Consider the following 16,952-nt stretch of genomic DNA (forward strand, 5'->3'; position numbering starts at 1 on the left):
CATTTATAAGAATGTCGGTACACATATCATTCCACTAGCTGTTCCTGCAACAATGGACAGGCAATTTGTAAGCCCTAATAATTTTCAGCCACGATCTGGAACAAAAAAGCTGAATACAGAATGTATTGGAATTTTGTATTACAGCCCAATTCCTGTTCAGCCTGTATTCAGCTAAGGCAAAAAGATGCCCCTGCCAAGGTGAGTCCACTATACCATGGCAATACCATGAAAAACAACAAAAATAAAGGTGTCAAGAAAAAACTCTTTACAGCTAATGGTAAATCTGTTAAACTAGCATTTGTGATTAAGTTAATGGAGGTGTAATAGAAAATGGCAGTTAAAATTCGTTTAAAACGCATGGGTTCTAAAAAGAGTCCTTTTTACCGTATTGTAGTAGCAGATTCACGTTCTCCTCGTGACGGACGTTTCATCGAAACTGTAGGAACTTACAATCCTTTAAAAGATCCTGCGGAAGTAGTTTTAAAAGAAGATTTAGTGTTGGATTGGTTGTCTAAAGGTGCTCAACCTTCAGATACTGTTCGTAACATCCTTTCAAAAGAAGGCGTGATGAAAAAACATCATGAAGCTAAACTTGAAAAGAAATAAGGTGACTAAAAATGACTGATGTGAAAGAGTTAGTATTAACGATTGTTCGTCCGTTAGTAAGTCATCCAGAAGCTGTTTCTTTGGAAATCAAAGAGTCAGATAATTTTTTTGAATATAATTTGACTGTGTCACAAGAAGATATTGGGCGAGTAATTGGTAAACAGGGACGCGTTGCTAAAGCGATTCGTACAATTGTTTACAGCGTTCGTACAGATGGACCAAAGAAAGTTCGTTTAAATATTTTAGATGGACAGTAATTTTATGCCAGTAAAACATCCATTGTTTTACTGGTTTTTTCTATTTTGCTGAAGGATAATAAGTACAAGGAGGCGTTGTTATGGAAAAAGAGCTTTATACTTATCAGAGGCAGCTGGAAACCGGGATGAACGAATATTTTGCCCAGTATCCGATGGAAGAAGGAAAGATATTTGTTTTAGGCTGCAGTACGAGCGAAATACTTGGTGAACGAATCGGCAAACATTCCACATTGGCAGTGGGTCAAGTTGTTGTTGAAACACTAAAATCAATATTAACAGAACGAGGACTCAACCTTGCAGTTCAAGGGTGTGAACATATCAATCGTGCACTGGTTGTTGAAAAAGCAGTTGCTGAAAAATTTGATTTTGAAATAGTAACAGTAATTCCTTCCCTTCAGGCAGGCGGTGCTGCAACAGCAGCGGCGTATCATTCTTTTGAAAAGCCTGTAATAGTCGAAAAGGTTGTCAGCAACGGCGGAATTGATATTGGTGATACATTTATCGGCATGCACGTAAAGCATGTGCAGATTCCAGTTCGTACCTCTGTTAAAGAAATCGGTAAAGCGCATACCACTTATCTGGCTTCCCGACCTAAGCTTATCGGTGGTCCGCGTGCTGTTTACAACTAAAAAAGATAAAAAAGAAAACATTCAGTTTTTCACAAAAATTCATCTGAATGTTTTCTTTTATCTTTTTCGAAATACTTTAATATCAAAAATAGAAGAATCAAAAGTAATCTCTGCCTCATCGATCATCAGTCCCAACAAGCGGTAATCTTTTTCTTCATGATGAGAGATTCCCAGCAGCTCATCATAATAGGATTCAATGCTTGTATCTCTCGGTGTATTTAAGAGCTCAAGCAAGTCCATGACTCCATCCGGCTCTTCATCAATTTTACCTTGCATTTCAATATAGAAGCCCTCCTCAGTAAAATCCAATCCAATCCGAATATCCTCAATATTATTAGAAAAGAAATAAGTGAGCAGTTCATCAATAATTCTTTTTGCTTTTTCTCTTTCCTGCATTCATTTTCTCCTTTTTAATCTGTAAAATATTATCAAGCAGAGGCACCATCACTGCTGCCACAAAGCCTGTTGAAAAGCCATTGTTATAGAGATTTAATCCCCCGTGAAGAAAGTTCACATTCGTGACGAGAGACAAATGCAGGTAGCCTGCAATTAAGCCATAAATGGGACCATAGTAACCGGCAATAGGTGCCAGGCTGGTACCGAAGATGCCAGCCATGACAACCACCGTCTGATCTATTTGGAATGCTGGAGTGAACTGAGCAGTCAGGAAAACGCCAACAAGTAATGGTAAACTGTTTAACGGATGATTACCGAATGCACTAAATCCGACAGCAGATAAAATAGCTCCTATAATCGGTCCATTCATTGTTCCATGACAAATCACAGTAAAACCGGTAAGAAGAAATCCCATTAAAGCCATATTCATCAACGTAGGCCCAACCGTTGCAATGGTGATGAAATCTGTAATTAATTTACCCGAAGTTTGGCTGATTGTTTTCAACCCCTTGATGGAACAATGATTCAAGAGGAAACCGGAACAAAACATTAAACTGAATAATACGAGTAAAAATAAGAGCAGTTCATCATGAAATGAAGTTGAAACCAGATTTTTAACATCTACTTGTCTATCAAATATTTTCAGTGTACTAGTAAACAGCATAGCAATCAAGCCCGAAGTGAAACCGACATTGTAAAGAGAGAAACCTTGGTGGAAATTTAGTACGTGAGAAGCTAGAGGCGGTAAAATAATACCAAGAAAGATTCCGATTATATAACTCAAAGGAATAGAAAGGATTAGGGGTAAAGATAATCCAAATGTGATATAGCTGATAATCGGAGAAAGGGCACTTCCAAATAAACTGACAACAATCACTGAAGAAAAAGGCTTCTTGACAATTTTGCTGTAAATATATCCTCCAATAATAATTGGAATCGAGTTGTAAAGATTTTTACCAAAGAAAGAACAGCCAGAAACTGTAAAGAGAGCGGCTATAAGCGGTCCTGTGATCGGTATGTTGTTTCGCCTGGTTAATAAAACACTGACCAGGGTTAAAATACCGCTATTTAAAAATGCACTGTTGATTGATCCCAATGCAATGTAATCTGTCAATAAATGACTAGGTGATGTAAGTATATTTAATGTCCCGTCAAATAATAGCGGCAGGGAACCGCTGAAAAGACCGATAAAAATTAGAAAGAATGAATAGGAGAGCATAAAAAAATAAGATTGTTTCGTATTTTTTTTCTGAAATTTTGATTTCTCTGTATGTAGTAATGTAAATCTGTCAGTTTTTTTGATCAAAAAATCCCCCCTTAAACCAATATCTATAGTTAATATACCTATAAAGAGCAGTAATAGTCAATATAGAACAAACAAATTATCAGCATTTTCCATATTTTTGGTAATTATTGAGAAAAAAAATATAAAGAACAGTGTAAAATGAGGATGAGGGTAGTGGAGAGAAGTGTTTTTAGGGTTAAAAATAGAAAGGAGACAGTATGGTAAGAAAAAAAGTCTATACAAAAGATCAGATTTTAAATGCTTCCTATAACATTATTTTAAAGGAAGGGTTTTCAGGAATTACTGCCAGAAATGTCGCTGAAAAAATGGGAATCTCAACACAGCCGATCTATCTAGAATTTACAAATATGGAAGATTTGAAAGTTACTTTGCTGACAATGATTCATGGACAATTGGAAAAACAGTATTTTTATAATAAAACAAAAGGAGACCCGGTAATCGATCTTGGGATAAATATCATTGAATTTGCCAAGAAGGATCGTCGACTTTTTATGTATTTATACATTGATCATCATGGATACGGCAAGATGCTGAAGGAATTGTCTTATCAGCACTTTGAGAAACAAATTCAGACATCCCTAAAATATCAGAAGTTGGCGGAAGAATTAATAAAGCGGATTCATGAAAAAATATGGATAACAGCTGCTGGAATTGCTACTTTGTACACTACGAATACAGCTGGGATAACAGAGAATGAAGTATGCCAATTGCTTGAGGAATCTATTCAAAAGTATTCGTCAGCATGATTTCATTAGGGCAAGCGTATTCTCAAATAAATAACTGTATGAATACTGAAAGACTGAGACAAACATTCGTTAGCAAAGAACGCTGCCGGGATGTTTGTCTCAGCCTTTCTTTTTACTACAAAAAAAGCATCTGGGAAGAATTCACCCAAACAGTGAATTCCCCGATGCGTCCAACTAATCAATTTTTTTTATTTTGCTTCCTGCAAAATATTGATTTTTTCAATTGTTACTTCGTTTTTAGGCTTATCATTGCTGTCAGTTTCGCTGGCAGCGATTTTATCAACGACATCCATCCCTTTGATTACTTGACCAAAGACGGTGTGTGCACCATCCAAATGAGGTGTACCACCATTTTTGTATGCTTCAATAATTTTGTCAGGCTTGTCTGTTCTTAAAAGCCCGTCAGACATATCATCTGAGTTTTGTACGATAAAGAATTGGCTGCCGTTTGTTCCAGGTCCGGCATTCGCCATTGAAAGAGCCCCTCTTAAATTGTACAGTTGATTGCTGATTTCATCCTCGAAAGGTTCTCCCCAAATACTTTCGCCGCCTGTTCCGTCTCCGTTAGGATCGCCGCCTTGAATCATAAAGTTTTCGATCACACGGTGAAAGATAAGTCCGTCATAGTAGCCGTCTTTAGCATGTGTGATGAAATTTTCAACTGTTTTTGGTGCAATTTCAGGAAACAGTTTAATTTCAATGGAACCTTCTGAAGTCACCATTTCAATCAGGGCTTCGTTGTCTGCAACTTCTTCTGAAAGCTGAGGAAGATCCAACGCATTTAAATCTATTGATTCAGATGAACTTTCAGTTGTAGTGCTTGAATTACTGTCAGCTGAACTTGAACTGTCATTACCATTGCCGCAGGCAGCTAAAAGCAGAACTGAAGCAGCAATTGAAACTGTTGCTGTAAAAAGTTTATTGATCTTCATGTGTAAAATACATCCCCTTTAATATAGTCATCCTAAATATAATAACAAAACATCTACCTGACTACCAGACTATTTTAAAAAAACAGAACAAAATCATAAAAAATTTCATTTATAGTTTAAACTCATCCATTATTCAGATAATTGCTTGCTGAATGTATTTCCCTTCAAAATCATAGATAGTTGATAAGTGTAATCGAAGCAGCTATCTTAGGTAACTGATAGAGAGAAGCTAAGGCTTTCCAACCTTATAAGAAGAACTATATAGGTCTGAAGAACTCTTGAAAAAAAGAGATCACTCTTTTCAAGGGGCTTTCGGTTGGCGTACGTGCTTCATTTCTGCAGACTCCAGATTTTATTCCGTCTTAATAAAGTATTCATAATATTGATTGGTGGTTTCAGACTGTGAATGCCCTCCAACAAAAGCATGAAGAAATATTTTTCAGAAACTGCAGAAAGTTTTCTAAAATACATGATTATTGATCAGAAAATTTACAATTGATACGTAGTAACTATGTATTTTTTTGACTCACTATTTGCTATCAAAAAAGGGAATGGGAAATAACAGAGAAATTTGGGATTCAGAAAATAAATAGTATGATTTTCACTAGTGTCTTCTTCATACTTTTGTCCTGGAGAATAACAGGAAAGGTGTAGACCATTTTTTTAGCTTCTGTTATAATCAACAGTGACAATCAATGTCAATAAAGAAGAAAACTTAGGAGGCAGCAACAATGGGAAAATTAGGGCTTTCGATTTATCCAGAACGCTCAACTTTTGAAAAGGACAAAGAATATTTGGAACTCGCTCACAAATACGGGTTTAAACGTGTGTTTACCAGTTTGCTTCAAATTAAAGACGATAAAGAAAAAGTTCTCGCTGAGTTTAAAAAAGTAGTTGATTATGCCAACAGTTTGGGTATGGAAGTAATGGTTGATATTAATCCTGAACTATTTGCACAATTGAATATTTCCTATGATGACCTGTCATTTTTCCACGAAATGGGTGCATACGGTGTACGTTTAGATATTGGATTTACAGGCAGTGAAGAAGCAAAAATGACCAGAAATCCATATGGTATCAAAATTGAGATCAACATGAGTACAGGAACCAGTTATGTTGACAATATTATGAATTACTCACCAAATACAGTAAATTTGATGGGCTCTCACAATTTCTATCCTCATCGTTACTCAGGTCTTAGCTATGATCATTTTGTATATTGCTCAGAACAGTTCAGAAAATATAACATTAATACAATGGCTTTTGTCAATTCACATGATGCCACTTTTGGTCCATGGCCTACTTCAGATGGACTGTGTTCACTGGAAGAGCACCGCAATCTGGAAATTGCCACTCAAGTAAAACATTTAATTTTAACTGGCTTGATTGATGATATTTCAATTGGAAATGCCTATGCATCAGAAGCGGAGTTAAAAGCAATGTCAGAAGCTTTCAATGCTGATTTTCCGACATTAAAAGTTGATGTGGCATCAGATATTACTGAAAATGAACGAATTTGTCTGTTTGACAATTTGCACAGCTACCGGGGAGATCGTTCTGAGTATATCCTGCGTTCAACAAGGACACGTATATATTACAAGGACAAAGAATTTCCTGCACATAACACAAAAGACATGATCAGAGGAGATATTCTGATAGATAATGAGGGGTATGGGCAATACAAGGGTGAAACACAGATTGCTTTAAAAGAAATGAAGAATGACGGACGAGTTAATGTTGTTGGAAGGATATCAGAAGATGAGCTTTTCCTTCTAAACTTCTTACGTCCTTGGTCAAGCTTTAAACTAATTGAAAATAAAGAATAGAACATTTAAAGCTTTATGGAAGAAAATGAGCTTTCTATTACTGGAGTGGAACAAAGGTGAACTAAAACCTTGTTCTGCTCTTTTCATTTTTAACTATATTTTTTCAAATTTCCTGTAAAGTAAAAAAGCTTTTTTTTCCATCTAATGATAAAATAAAGGAGGCGCGGAGGGAAATAACATCGAGAGAAGAACTCGGAATGTTATTCTCAAAACTTCAAGGAATTGCTCAAACAGGAAAGATATTTGAAGAAACAGAGCAACCGGAACTCTCAGAAGAACGCAATGCAGCAGAAGATATTGGGATGCTATTTAAAGAGCCTTTTACTAAAAAAAGGTCAGTCTTCTGTGATTAAAAATGAAATGGAAAATTGGAGATTAGAATTATGTGGAAAAAGCTGATTATCATTACTATTATTATGGGGATAATTGCTTTGGCAGGAGCTGGGTTCTATTTTTATCAGTATGCTGTTGTTCCTTCAAAAAAGAATTTTATTAAGGATGATACCCCTGGAACAGATGAAATTGGCTCTCCCGAAAAAATATGGTTTAAGGAAGAGGCAAGCAGAGAATATTGGAATATAACATCCAATGACGGTCTGAAACTGCAGGCAATCTATTTACCTGCGAAAGAAAAGACGACAAAAAATGCCATTCTGGCTCACGGCTATATGGGAAACGCAGAAACGATGGGTAAATTTGCTAAAATGTATTATGATTGGGGCTATAATGTTCTTGTTCCTGATGCACGCGGACATGGGAAAAGCGAAGGGCATTACATTGGCTTTGGATGGCCTGAAAGAAAAGATTATCTTCAATGGATTGATAAAGTGATTGCAGTAAACGGAGCAGACAGTCAGCTGGCTCTTTATGGAATCAGTATGGGCGGAGCGACAGTCATGATGATCAGTGGAGAAAAGCTTCCTAAGAATGTGAAGGCTATTGTGGAGGATTGCGGCTATACTTCAGCGAAAGATGAGCTCACGTATCAGTTAAAAGAAATGTACAATTTACCGGGCTTCCCTCTAATTGAAGTAACCAGCGGTATCACTAAAATCAGAGCAGGCTACTTTTTGGGAGAAGCCAGTTCAGTGAAGCAGCTGAAAAAGAATAAAACACCCATAATGTTTATCCATGGAACAAAAGATGATTTTGTTCCTTATTCCATGCTTGATCAGGTTTATGATGCGACAGATGCACCGAAGGAAAAATATGTTGTTGAAGGCGCCAAGCATGCGACTGCCATGTCGACAGATTCGGAAACGTATAAAAGGCGGGTTTCAAACTTTCTTGAACAGTATATTGATTGAAAATGAGTCATTTTGCTTAAACCGATCTTAAGCCGATAAAGAAATGGATATTTTAGCAGCTTTTTAGCAATAAGCGACAGAATAATTTGAGCAGCAGAATTAGTGTAATCACTTTTCTGATTCTGTTGTGTTTATTTTGATATTTTCACCAAGGCTTTGCAGATGCAGGAGAAAATCAATGGAATTAACTATACTTTGTCTCGGTGAATTGTTATGATAGTACAGTGAAATGAGGTAAAATAACCTAATGGAAGAAACAATCAATACGTATTTGCACTACTTACAGATAGAACGAGGGCTATCTCTGAATACTCGAAAAAGTTATGAACGGGATTTGGAAAAGTATTTTACTTTTTTAAAAGAAAAGGCAGCAATCCCTTCTTGGGAGGCGGTTGACCGTTACACTGTTTTGGATTTTCTTCAGGAACTTCACAATGATAAAAATTCTCCTGCCTCGGTTATTCGTATGATATCAACACTGAGAGGTTTTCATCAGTTTTTGCGTCAGGAAAGAGTCACAGACCATGATCCCATGCAGCATATCGATTCGCCTAAAAAAGCTCAGAAACTTCCTGATACTCTTTCGGTGGAAGAAGTCATTCAACTTATTGAAACACCGGATGTTTCTAAGCCGCTGGGGATTCGAAATCGGGCAATACTAGAAGTTATGTATGCCACAGGACTGCGCGTTACTGAATTAATTGAACTGAAGCTGGCAGATCTTCATTTGGCGATCGGATTGCTTCAAACGATTGGGAAGGGCGACAAGGAACGAATTATCCCTTTGGGAGATCATGCCATTTACTGGATTGAAAAGTATTTGGAAGAAGGCAGGCCGAATCTGATTAAGTCTCCTTCGAATGTACCGCAGCTGTTTGTCAATCACCATGGAAAATCATTGTCGAGACAGGGGATTTGGAAAAATCTTAAGCAAATTGTTCAGGAAGCCGGAATTAAAAAAAATATCACCCCGCATACATTGAGGCACAGCTTTGCCACTCATTTGTTGGAAAATGGTACAGATTTAAGAATTGTTCAGGAGCTGTTGGGACATGCAGATATTTCAACGACACAAATTTATACGCACATCACCAAGAAAAGAATGGCTGATGTCTATAAAAAACACTTTCCAAGAGCCTAAAGAGGAGGCGAAACACCTATGTTGATCCCTTATCGAAAGGAACATCAAAAGATTGCAGCAGGGCTGCTGAGTTTTCATGATAAAATGGAAAAGTATCATTCGCTGCTGAATGAAATAGAAATTTATGAGCAAAGCAATAATCTGAGTTTGCTGCTGTGGATTCCTACTCAGGAGAAAAATATTCAGGGGCTTCTGGGAATCGAACAGGAGTCTGCAAGAATGCTGGTGCTTCATGATATAAGTATAAATCCGTCTTTACGTGGAGAAGGGGCAGGGTTTCTTTTATTAAATGAGCTTCAGGAAAATTACAGCGATTGTATGATTAGCGGAACAAATGCCACTGTGGCATACCTGGATAAATGGAAGCAGAAACAAGGGAATTGATAAAGTAGAAAGTTGGATATATTTTGCAGGAAATCAATATAAAATTAGATATCTTTGAAGGCCCGCTGGATTTATTGCTTCACTTAATCAAAAAGCTGGAGATCGATATCTATGATATCCCAATTACTGCTGTAACAGAACAGTATATGGGCTATATACATGCCATGCAGTCGCTGGAGCTGGAAATTGCCGGAGAATATCTTGTTATGGCTGCTACATTGATGGCGATTAAAAGTAAAATGCTGCTGCCGAAACAAGAACTGGAAGTCACTGATGAAGAAGAACTCGAAGGAGAAGATCCGAGAGAAGCTCTGGTTACTCAGCTTCTTGAATACCGAAAATTTAAGTATGCTGCCGGATTACTTCATGAAAAAGAAGCGGAACGCAGCTTGTACTATACAAAGGAACCGATGGATATTGAAGAATACAGGGAAGTACAGCCATTGCTTAAACCGAATCAACTAAATACCATTGATTTATTTTTGGCTTTTCATTCCATGCTTGAAAAAAGGAAAAAACGTCAGCCGGTTCAGACAACTGTGACAGGTGAGGATGTTTCGATTGAGATGAAACTTGCGGAGCTGACAGAAAAGATCGGGTCGCTGCATTCAAATGAGCCGGTCGAGCTGGATTCTTTTTTTGAAAGCTATTCTAAACAGGAAATTGTAACAACGTTTATGGCTTTACTCGAGTTGATGAAAAAACATCTGGTCCGCGTTGAACAGGAGTCAAATTATGGTTCGATTTTTCTGTATAATGCTCAGAGCAACAATGAAACAACAAATGATTTGGAGGAAACAACGTGACGATGATGAGTCAAGTCGAAGCAGTTCTTTTTGTAGTGGGGGATGAGGGGATCAGCTTGGAAGAGCTGGCATATCTATTAAATCTACCTACTGCAAAAACATTTGAAATTGTATCTGAATTGATGAAAAGATATGAACAGGATAAGTGTTCGGCATTAAATATATTAGAAGTGGGGAATCAGTTTGTTCTTTCTACAAAGAAAAAATATGCTCCTTTGCTGAAAAAATATGCTCAATCGCCAATCGCCAATAATCTTTCCCAGGCAGCGTTGGAGACACTGTCAATCATTGCTTATAAGCAGCCTATTTCAAGAGTTGAAGTGGACGAAATTCGTGGAGTGCAGTCTGCCGGCTCTATTCAAAAGCTGGCTGCTAAACAGTTAATAGTGGAAAAAGGTCGGGTTGATGGGCCTGGTCGGGCAATATTATATGGTACGACTGATTATTTTATGGATTATTTTGGATTGAAAACTTTGGATGAACTTCCAGATATTCAGGATATGGAAGAGGAAATTAACGAAGAGCTGCCTTTGGATCTCTTTTTTGATCGATACAAGAATGAACTTGCTGAAACAGAGATGCTAGAAGAGCCGGAGAGTGAGGAGAAAGAATAACATGGAAAGACTGCAAAAAGTAATTGCTCATGCCGGGATTGCTTCACGCCGAAAAGCAGAAGAATATATTGAGCGGGGAAGAGTAAAGGTCAACGGAAAAATTGTTAAAGAGCTGGGAACAAAAGTCAGCAGAAATGATCTGATTGAGGTAGACGATGTGCCGATTTATCAGGAAGAAAATGTTTATTATCTTTTTTATAAACCAAAAGGGGTTATTTCCTCTGTATCTGATGATAAGGGCAGAAAAGTTGTTACGGATTTTTTCCCAAGTGTTAAAGAGCGAATTTATCCTGTTGGTCGTTTAGATTATGATACATCAGGGATCATTCTTTTAACAAATGACGGAGAATTTTCGCAAAAGCTGATTCATCCAAGCCACGAAGTAAATAAGGTGTATGTGGCTAAGGTAAAAGGACTTCCTAAAAAACATGACTTGCAGCCTTTGAAAAAAGGTGTTCGCGTTAAAGGTTACAGAACGGCTCCGGCAGATTTTCAAATTCTGTCAGTGGACTTGAAAACAAACACCGGTATTGTTGAACTGACGATCCATGAAGGGAAAAATCATCAGGTCAAAGACATGTTTCAGGCTGTAGGTTATCCGGTGCAAAAATTAAAAAGAGAAAAATTTGGAAATCTGACATTACAGGGACTTAGACCTGGGGAATATCGCAGTTTGAATAAAAAAGAAATCAGCAGTCTGCTTAATGAGGCAAAATAGCAGCACAATGAATAATTAATCTGTGCTCGAATTTTGCCAGCCTGTTTCCTATTCACTTTTATTGATAGCGGATAGTTAGTAAAAAAATAGATGGTTATTATGTATCAATTGCAAATTTTATGATCAAGGCCCATGTACTTTCTATCGCTTCATAAAATATTTCTTCATGCTTTTGTCGTGATTGTGAGATGCTAAACTATTGCTTTTTTGCAGAAGTGATGTATAATTGGGATGTATTAAAAATTAAATAAAGGTTCGTCTTCAGGGGCAGGGTGTAATTCCCGACCGGTGGTTATAGTCCACGACCTACTTATTGCAAGTAGCCGAATTGGTGTAATTCCAATACCGACAGTAAAGTCTGGATAAAGAAGATAGGGCTTATTTGAATAGCTTTCTTTCAGATAAGATGACTCTAACTCTATTTTTCCCTGCAGAAAAATAGAGTTTTTTTCTGCAGTTGAAAGATTTGTAAGAGGATGTTTAAATGCGGAACATCTAAAGAAAGTTCGCTTTTTGAATGGTTCATTTGAAGATGGATCCTTGTCAGGAGGATTTCATGAGAAACAGTAAGGTACAAAAAATGGTTGGCGTGGCAATGTTAGCTGCTCTTGGTGCAGCATTGCAATTTATTGATTTTCCATTGTTGCCGTCGGTTCCTTTTTTAAAGATTGATTTCAGTGACATACCGGTGATGGTGGGCATGTTTTTATTCGGTCCATTTGCTGGGATCGTTACAGCACTTATTCGTTCTATGCTGCATTTGTTGATGACAGGACCGTCACCGCAGAACATGGTCGGAGATATTGCCAGCTTCCTGGCTTCTACAATGTTCACGTTGCCGATGTATTATTTCTTCAATAAAGGCTCGCATAAGCTGGTAAACAAAGCAGCCGGAATTGTAACCGGTATTCTGATGATGACTGTATTTATGAGCATAGCAAATTATTTTGTGATTACGCCATTGTATTTGAGACTTTACGGAGTAAGTGCACAGGAATTTTTGGGAAGATCAATGGAAAGCTACATCGCTGCTGCAATTGTTCCATTCAACTTAATTAAAGGAGTTATTATCAGCAGTGTGTTTATGCTGTTCTATGTGAAGATACTCCCTTGGTTAAGCAGAAAGCAAAATCAGCTGGGCAATCAAACAACCGCAAAATAAGCGAAGCATCTCCATTAAAAATTGTAAAAGAAAGACCTTCCTGCTTTTTTGGGCAGTGAAGGTTTTTTTAGATACTTTGTCAAACAGTCATGAGCCATACTATTCGTTCATCCTGAATACTGAAAGTTATTGATAATTTTTCGTATAAATTTGGACTGATGAGTGATTTTATAAAGATGATAGATGGAGGGCGTATCTTGCATTCATTATCTTCTTTAATTGTTATTTTATCTTGATTAAATCCGCATGTGCATCTTCGTATTAGTGTATGATTCAAGCCTATAGAGGACACATTCTAATATCTTGATATGAATGTTTAGTGCTTCATTGGTAAGCTAGCAAGAGGGTATGCAATACTTTGATAAAATAAATGATAGTGTATTAAATCAGGAAAAATTTTCCGAAGCGAAAGAATAGTTGCCTGAGTCAATTCTTTTGAAGAAATTCAAGGTGGAAATCATGCAGAATTTGGAAGCTATGGTCAGTAAAACGAACCATTGAGCTTGAAATAAATAGTGATGAGCAGCAGAGAATTATCAGTAATTTACTTATTCAGCAGCGGTCTCAGTTGGTCGAAGCATAGAAATATAATTATTTAGCTGAAAATAATTCTAATTGAGTCCTCTTTATTTAATGAAGAAGAAAAAGACTGTCAAATTTCTTAAATCTATGAATACAAGTAAGTCTATTAAGCAAATTATATGGACAAATGTCAGTCTTTTTTTTCAATCTCTATTGCACGAACAGGACATTTGCGGTAAGCTTTGATCACGGCGTCCAGAGTAGCCTGGTCTGTGTTTGAAACATTTATTTTAAGCTGCTGCGGCTCATTTTTAAAAAGAACAATGCCTTCTTCTGTATAATCAAAAACAGAAGGAGCATAAACTTGGCAAAGTCCGCAGGCAATACATTTATCGGGGATAATTCTACACTTCAAAGAATCACACATCCTATCTTATTTATTGGAGAGGCTGATCACTATGACAACTCTATTCATTTTATCCTTATTCAAGCAGGGATACAAGATAAAGATATCAACCCTTTTTCATCTTTTAAAAGGGAAACGAACTATTTCTGTTTTAATGAATGGATTTTTATATGAAAATTTAATTTTCTTTCAACTGTTTCCTGAACTGACAGAGGAAGAATTTCAAGCGACTCTTCAAAAGTTAGTTGCAGAAGGATTTTTAAGCCTTCAACAAGAAAATTTGGAAGCGGTTATCACTGAAAAAGGAAGAGATTGTATACAAAAATACAGCTTGCAGGCAGAAAAAGAAAGTCAATGGCTGAATAGTTACAGATATGGCAAAATCGATAACAAAATCTGGCGGCTGATTCAATTTTTTGTTCAGGTAACCTCTAATCTTTCTTATCAAAATAATACTTATTCTCCTTTGGAATCCTCTCCCTATTATCAATGGAAAATGAAGCAGCTTCTCAAGAATAATGACAGGAATACAATTGGCAACCGAGTAAGAGAGGAGCTGTTACTGGTATTTGATCAGTTATCTAATGAAGAGAGTCAATTTTTTGCTTTGCAATTTTCTGGTTATCGCTGGAATGGGAAGGCTGAGCAGCAAGTAGTTGATTCATATCCTGCCTTTAAATCGAAATTAGTAAGAAGAAATGCTTGTCATCACTTTTTTAGAGTTATTGAATCAACTGATAAGGTCGTCATGCTAAAAAAAGTTGTGCTTGATGAAGTGGAAGCTGCCAATAATCAAAGTATGCTGGAGACAAAGAAGTTATTGCTTTCCGGGAATTCTTCTGAAAAAATCTGTGAAATACGTCAGATGAAGCAGAGTACAATAAATGATCATCTTCTGGAGCTGGCAATTCAGAATCCAATGTATTCGTTTGAACAATTGTTGTCAATTCAACATATTCATTTTTTTAAAGCTTTACCTGCAGCTTGTCAGGAATGGAGCTACACATCAGTAAAAGAAGAACTGCCTGATTTGGATTACTTCAGCTATCGAATGGCTCAGATTTTAACATTACATAAAGAACGTGGGAATCGATATGGATTTAAAAAAAATACTAAATCTGGAATTCGGGTTTTCGAACTTTAGAGAAGGCCAAGAGGAGATTATTTCTTCGCTGTTGCAGCAAAAGAACACCTTTGCCGTACTACCGACAGGTACAGGAAAGTCGCTCTGCTATCAGTTTGCAGGAAGGATGCTTGAAGGAACTGTACTTGTTGTTTCTCCTTTAATTTCCTTGATGGATGATCAGGTGAGACAATTACAAAAATCAGGAGAACGAAGAGTGATTGCCTTTAACAGCTCTCTATCATATAGCGAAAAGAAACATGTATCAGGTCGTCTCTCAGATTACAAATATTTGTTTATCAGTCCGGAATCATTGATGAATGAATCGGTAATGCAAAAACTAAAACAAATGAAGCTGGCTCTTTTTGTAATTGATGAAGCACATTGTGTGTCTCAATGGGGAGTGGATTTTAGACCAGAATATGTTAAAATAAAAGACGTGTTAAAAATCTTAGGATTTCCTTTGACTCTGGCATTAACAGCAACAGCTTCAGACAGCGTAAAAGAAGAAATCAGGCAGCACTTGTTTCAAGAAAATATAGAAATCCAACAATATTTTTATTCGGTAAACAGAAATAATATTTCATTAAGTGTGGAGATAACAGAAGATAAAGATGCTGTACTTTTTAAATTTCTGGATAAGTTTAACCAAAGCGGAATTATTTATTGTACCTCCAGAAAAACGACGGAGAGAATCAGCTGCTTGATAAATGAAAAGTTGGGAATCAGAACAGCATTTTATCATGGAGGACTTTCAACTGCTGAAAGAGGAAAAATCCAACAGCAGTTTGTTGATAATGATATTCAGCTGCTTTGTGCAACCAATGCATTTGGAATGGGAATAGATAAACCGGATATCCGGCTGATACTTCATTATGATTGTTCTGCAAGTCTTGAAAATTATGTTCAGGAAATTGGTCGGGCCGGAAGAGACGGAATGTCAAGTCAGGCTGTTCTTTTATATAGGCATGGAGATGAATTTATTCATTATTTTTTTCAAAATGAAGTAACTGAGGAGTTAAAAATACTGCAACGGCTTGTTCAGTCAGAAATGGATTTCTCTGAAGGACTTTTCAACTCATTAAGTGAGATTCAACAAAAATGGCTGGAAGGGTATCTGAATGGTTCATATACATTTGATCAATTAAGAAAACGACTAATTGAAAAAAGAATAGAGAGACAGTATCAGCTCCATCAGATGCTTGAATACATTCAGACGAAAAACTGTAGAAGGATATTTGTAATGGATTACTTTTCTGAAAAAGGAAAAGTCGGTCGAAAAGATAGCTGCTGTGACAACTGCGGACTGGAATTTCCAACTGCTGAAAATGATCAGAAATTGTCTGAATCCCCTGCAAATACTGAGTCTGGATGGCAGGAAATATTAATAAGATTATTTAAAGTTAATGAATAATTTAACTTTATCTCAGCAGATCCGAGGAAGCTGTGTTATAATAGCAAACGATATGATTTTAGGAGGAAATAGAGTGAGTAAAAAAGATAAATATAAGAAATCTGAAGCACGTGAACCTTGGGAACAATCGATTTATGACACTAAGGAAGACAATGGGCATTCAAGAATTGAAAAGAGACAGCATAGAAAAGGAAATACCGTCTTTTTAACTATTTTGGTTATCTTATTATTATTGATTATTGCTTTGCCTATAGGGACTTATTGGTGGGTAGCAAGAGATAAACCAAGCAGCAATGGAACAACACCTTCCTCCTCCATAGTAGTGTCATCAACAGAACAAAGTACGACTACAGCGCCTCCGGCAGAATCAAGTGTGCAATCTTCTGAGGCTCCGGCGGAAAGTACAGCACCTTCAGGTGAAGGCGAACAAACAGATACGCCAACTGTTGATACAGTCGAACCATTATATACAGAGGTATTTGCTGGAGAAGGATTTAAGCAGGTTGCTGAGAGAAACGGAATAACTGTTGAACAATTAATGGAACTGAACGGATTAAGCGCAGATGCGATTATTCATCCCGGTGATTCATTACGTGTGCAATAAAAGTAAAAACTGGGACAAGGTTTTATTGTCCCGGTTTTTTTGAGAGAAAAATG

At 36.9% G+C, this 16,952-nt stretch carries 20 protein-coding genes and 1 riboswitch; of the genes, 16 read left to right on the plus strand and 4 right to left on the minus strand.

The window, feature by feature from the left end:
* Positions 1–330: 330 nt before the first annotated feature.
* The 3 genes from rpsP to LI951_RS00775 all read left to right on the plus strand — a co-directional run bounded on the left by rpsP (position 331) and on the right by LI951_RS00775 (position 1,492).
* A complete protein-coding gene (gene rpsP, locus LI951_RS00765) occupies positions 331–606 on the plus strand; it encodes a 30S ribosomal protein S16 (RefSeq protein ID WP_202066131.1) in 276 nt (91 codons plus the stop codon).
* Between the two features lie 11 nt (positions 607–617).
* Positions 618–863, plus strand: coding sequence for a KH domain-containing protein (locus tag LI951_RS00770; protein WP_202066133.1), 246 nt, complete (start codon positions 618–620; stop codon positions 861–863).
* Between the two features lie 80 nt (positions 864–943).
* Positions 944–1,492 carry a TIGR01440 family protein gene (locus LI951_RS00775; protein ID WP_202066134.1) on the plus strand — a complete coding sequence of 183 codons (549 nt, stop codon included), beginning with the start codon at positions 944–946 and terminating at the stop codon, positions 1,490–1,492.
* Positions 1,493–1,549: 57 nt separating this feature from the next.
* Here the strand turns inward: LI951_RS00775 and LI951_RS00780 are convergent, their stop codons facing one another.
* Entirely contained in the window at positions 1,550–1,888 is a 339-nt protein-coding gene (locus tag LI951_RS00780) for a hypothetical protein (protein ID WP_202066135.1), read from the minus strand.
* Positions 1,854–3,194, minus strand: coding sequence for a DUF1576 domain-containing protein (locus tag LI951_RS00785; protein ID WP_229440959.1), 1,341 nt, complete (start codon positions 3,192–3,194; stop codon positions 1,854–1,856). Before LI951_RS00785 ends, LI951_RS00780 begins: the two co-directional genes overlap by 35 nt.
* A gap of 197 nt (positions 3,195–3,391) precedes the next feature.
* Between LI951_RS00785 and LI951_RS00790 the strand changes: the two genes are divergently transcribed.
* A complete protein-coding gene (locus LI951_RS00790; protein WP_229440960.1) occupies positions 3,392–3,940 on the plus strand; it encodes a TetR/AcrR family transcriptional regulator in 549 nt (182 codons plus the stop codon).
* Positions 3,941–4,128: 188 nt separating this feature from the next.
* Here the strand turns inward: LI951_RS00790 and LI951_RS00795 are convergent, their stop codons facing one another.
* The gene (locus LI951_RS00795; RefSeq protein WP_202066137.1) at positions 4,129–4,872 is read right to left on the minus strand and encodes a peptidylprolyl isomerase; all 744 of its coding nucleotides are present in this window, start codon (positions 4,870–4,872) and stop codon (positions 4,129–4,131) included.
* A gap of 731 nt (positions 4,873–5,603) precedes the next feature.
* Between LI951_RS00795 and LI951_RS00800 the strand changes: the two genes are divergently transcribed.
* From LI951_RS00800 to LI951_RS00840, 9 genes are all read left to right on the plus strand, one after another.
* A complete protein-coding gene (locus LI951_RS00800; RefSeq protein WP_229440961.1) occupies positions 5,604–6,698 on the plus strand; it encodes a DUF871 domain-containing protein in 1,095 nt (364 codons plus the stop codon).
* A 197-nt stretch (positions 6,699–6,895) separates the two neighbouring features.
* Complete coding sequence (locus LI951_RS00805; RefSeq protein WP_229440962.1) at positions 6,896–7,051, plus strand: hypothetical protein; 156 nt, start codon at positions 6,896–6,898, stop codon at positions 7,049–7,051.
* A 30-nt stretch (positions 7,052–7,081) separates the two neighbouring features.
* Complete coding sequence (locus LI951_RS00810) at positions 7,082–8,005, plus strand: alpha/beta hydrolase (protein WP_229440963.1); 924 nt, start codon at positions 7,082–7,084, stop codon at positions 8,003–8,005.
* A 247-nt stretch (positions 8,006–8,252) separates the two neighbouring features.
* Positions 8,253–9,146: a site-specific tyrosine recombinase XerD gene (xerD, locus tag LI951_RS00815; RefSeq protein WP_229440964.1), complete on the plus strand. Its 894-nt coding sequence runs from the start codon at positions 8,253–8,255 to the stop codon at positions 9,144–9,146.
* Between the two features lie 18 nt (positions 9,147–9,164).
* Positions 9,165–9,530 carry an N-acetyltransferase gene (locus LI951_RS00820; RefSeq protein WP_202066143.1) on the plus strand — a complete coding sequence of 122 codons (366 nt, stop codon included), beginning with the start codon at positions 9,165–9,167 and terminating at the stop codon, positions 9,528–9,530.
* A 23-nt stretch (positions 9,531–9,553) separates the two neighbouring features.
* Positions 9,554–10,336, plus strand: coding sequence for a segregation/condensation protein A (locus LI951_RS00825; protein ID WP_202066144.1), 783 nt, complete (start codon positions 9,554–9,556; stop codon positions 10,334–10,336).
* A complete protein-coding gene (gene scpB, locus LI951_RS00830; protein WP_229440965.1) occupies positions 10,333–10,950 on the plus strand; it encodes an SMC-Scp complex subunit ScpB in 618 nt (205 codons plus the stop codon). The genes LI951_RS00825 and scpB overlap by 4 nt, the downstream gene beginning before the upstream one ends.
* Position 10,951: 1 nt before the next feature.
* On the plus strand, positions 10,952–11,668 hold the full coding sequence (locus LI951_RS00835) for a pseudouridine synthase (RefSeq protein WP_202066155.1): 717 nt from the start codon (positions 10,952–10,954) through the stop codon (positions 11,666–11,668).
* 253 nt (positions 11,669–11,921) lie between these two features.
* Positions 11,922–12,045: riboswitch (FMN riboswitch) on the plus strand.
* A 179-nt stretch (positions 12,046–12,224) separates the two neighbouring features.
* Positions 12,225–12,830 carry an ECF transporter S component gene (locus LI951_RS00840; RefSeq protein ID WP_229440966.1) on the plus strand — a complete coding sequence of 202 codons (606 nt, stop codon included), beginning with the start codon at positions 12,225–12,227 and terminating at the stop codon, positions 12,828–12,830.
* Between the two features lie 712 nt (positions 12,831–13,542).
* Here the strand turns inward: LI951_RS00840 and LI951_RS00845 are convergent.
* The gene (locus tag LI951_RS00845) at positions 13,543–13,767 is read right to left on the minus strand and encodes a ferredoxin (protein ID WP_229440967.1); all 225 of its coding nucleotides are present in this window, start codon (positions 13,765–13,767) and stop codon (positions 13,543–13,545) included.
* A gap of 43 nt (positions 13,768–13,810) precedes the next feature.
* Here LI951_RS00845 and LI951_RS00850 point away from each other — a divergent pair, with 43 nt between their 5' ends.
* The 3 genes from LI951_RS00850 to LI951_RS00860 all read left to right on the plus strand — a co-directional run bounded on the left by LI951_RS00850 (position 13,811) and on the right by LI951_RS00860 (position 16,899).
* Entirely contained in the window at positions 13,811–14,902 is a 1,092-nt protein-coding gene (locus LI951_RS00850; protein WP_229440968.1) for a helix-turn-helix domain-containing protein, read from the plus strand.
* Entirely contained in the window at positions 14,853–16,295 is a 1,443-nt protein-coding gene (locus LI951_RS00855) for a RecQ family ATP-dependent DNA helicase (RefSeq protein ID WP_229440969.1), read from the plus strand. The genes LI951_RS00850 and LI951_RS00855 overlap by 50 nt, the downstream gene beginning before the upstream one ends.
* Positions 16,296–16,368: 73 nt before the next feature.
* Entirely contained in the window at positions 16,369–16,899 is a 531-nt protein-coding gene (locus LI951_RS00860; protein ID WP_202066177.1) for an SAG1386/EF1546 family surface-associated protein, read from the plus strand.
* The last annotated feature ends 53 nt before the right edge of the window (positions 16,900–16,952 follow it).

Source organism: Enterococcus sp. BWT-B8, from assembly GCF_020567625.1.
Lineage (GTDB): Bacteria > Bacillota > Bacilli > Lactobacillales > Enterococcaceae > Enterococcus_L.

Bases quoted from the DNA above. Each gene is read 5' to 3' on its own strand.
- LI951_RS00835 (WP_202066155.1), top strand. From the start codon at position 10,952: ATGGAAAGACTGCAAAAAGTAATTGCTCATGCCGGGATTGCTTCACGC.
- LI951_RS00805 (WP_229440962.1), top strand. From the start codon at position 6,896: ATGTTATTCTCAAAACTTCAAGGAATTGCTCAAACAGGAAAGATATTT.
- LI951_RS00795 (WP_202066137.1), bottom strand. From the start codon at position 4,872: ATGAAGATCAATAAACTTTTTACAGCAACAGTTTCAATTGCTGCTTCA.
- LI951_RS00790 (WP_229440960.1), top strand. From the start codon at position 3,392: ATGGTAAGAAAAAAAGTCTATACAAAAGATCAGATTTTAAATGCTTCC.
- LI951_RS00800 (WP_229440961.1), top strand. From the start codon at position 5,604: ATGGGAAAATTAGGGCTTTCGATTTATCCAGAACGCTCAACTTTTGAA.
- LI951_RS00855 (WP_229440969.1), top strand. From the start codon at position 14,853: ATGGATTTAAAAAAAATACTAAATCTGGAATTCGGGTTTTCGAACTTT.
- LI951_RS00775 (WP_202066134.1), top strand. From the start codon at position 944: ATGGAAAAAGAGCTTTATACTTATCAGAGGCAGCTGGAAACCGGGATG.
- LI951_RS00840 (WP_229440966.1), top strand. From the start codon at position 12,225: ATGAGAAACAGTAAGGTACAAAAAATGGTTGGCGTGGCAATGTTAGCT.
- LI951_RS00810 (WP_229440963.1), top strand. From the start codon at position 7,082: ATGTGGAAAAAGCTGATTATCATTACTATTATTATGGGGATAATTGCT.
- LI951_RS00780 (WP_202066135.1), bottom strand. From the start codon at position 1,888: ATGCAGGAAAGAGAAAAAGCAAAAAGAATTATTGATGAACTGCTCACT.
- LI951_RS00770 (WP_202066133.1), top strand. From the start codon at position 618: ATGACTGATGTGAAAGAGTTAGTATTAACGATTGTTCGTCCGTTAGTA.
- xerD (WP_229440964.1), top strand. From the start codon at position 8,253: ATGGAAGAAACAATCAATACGTATTTGCACTACTTACAGATAGAACGA.
- rpsP (WP_202066131.1), top strand. From the start codon at position 331: ATGGCAGTTAAAATTCGTTTAAAACGCATGGGTTCTAAAAAGAGTCCT.
- LI951_RS00820 (WP_202066143.1), top strand. From the start codon at position 9,165: ATGTTGATCCCTTATCGAAAGGAACATCAAAAGATTGCAGCAGGGCTG.
- LI951_RS00850 (WP_229440968.1), top strand. From the start codon at position 13,811: ATGACAACTCTATTCATTTTATCCTTATTCAAGCAGGGATACAAGATA.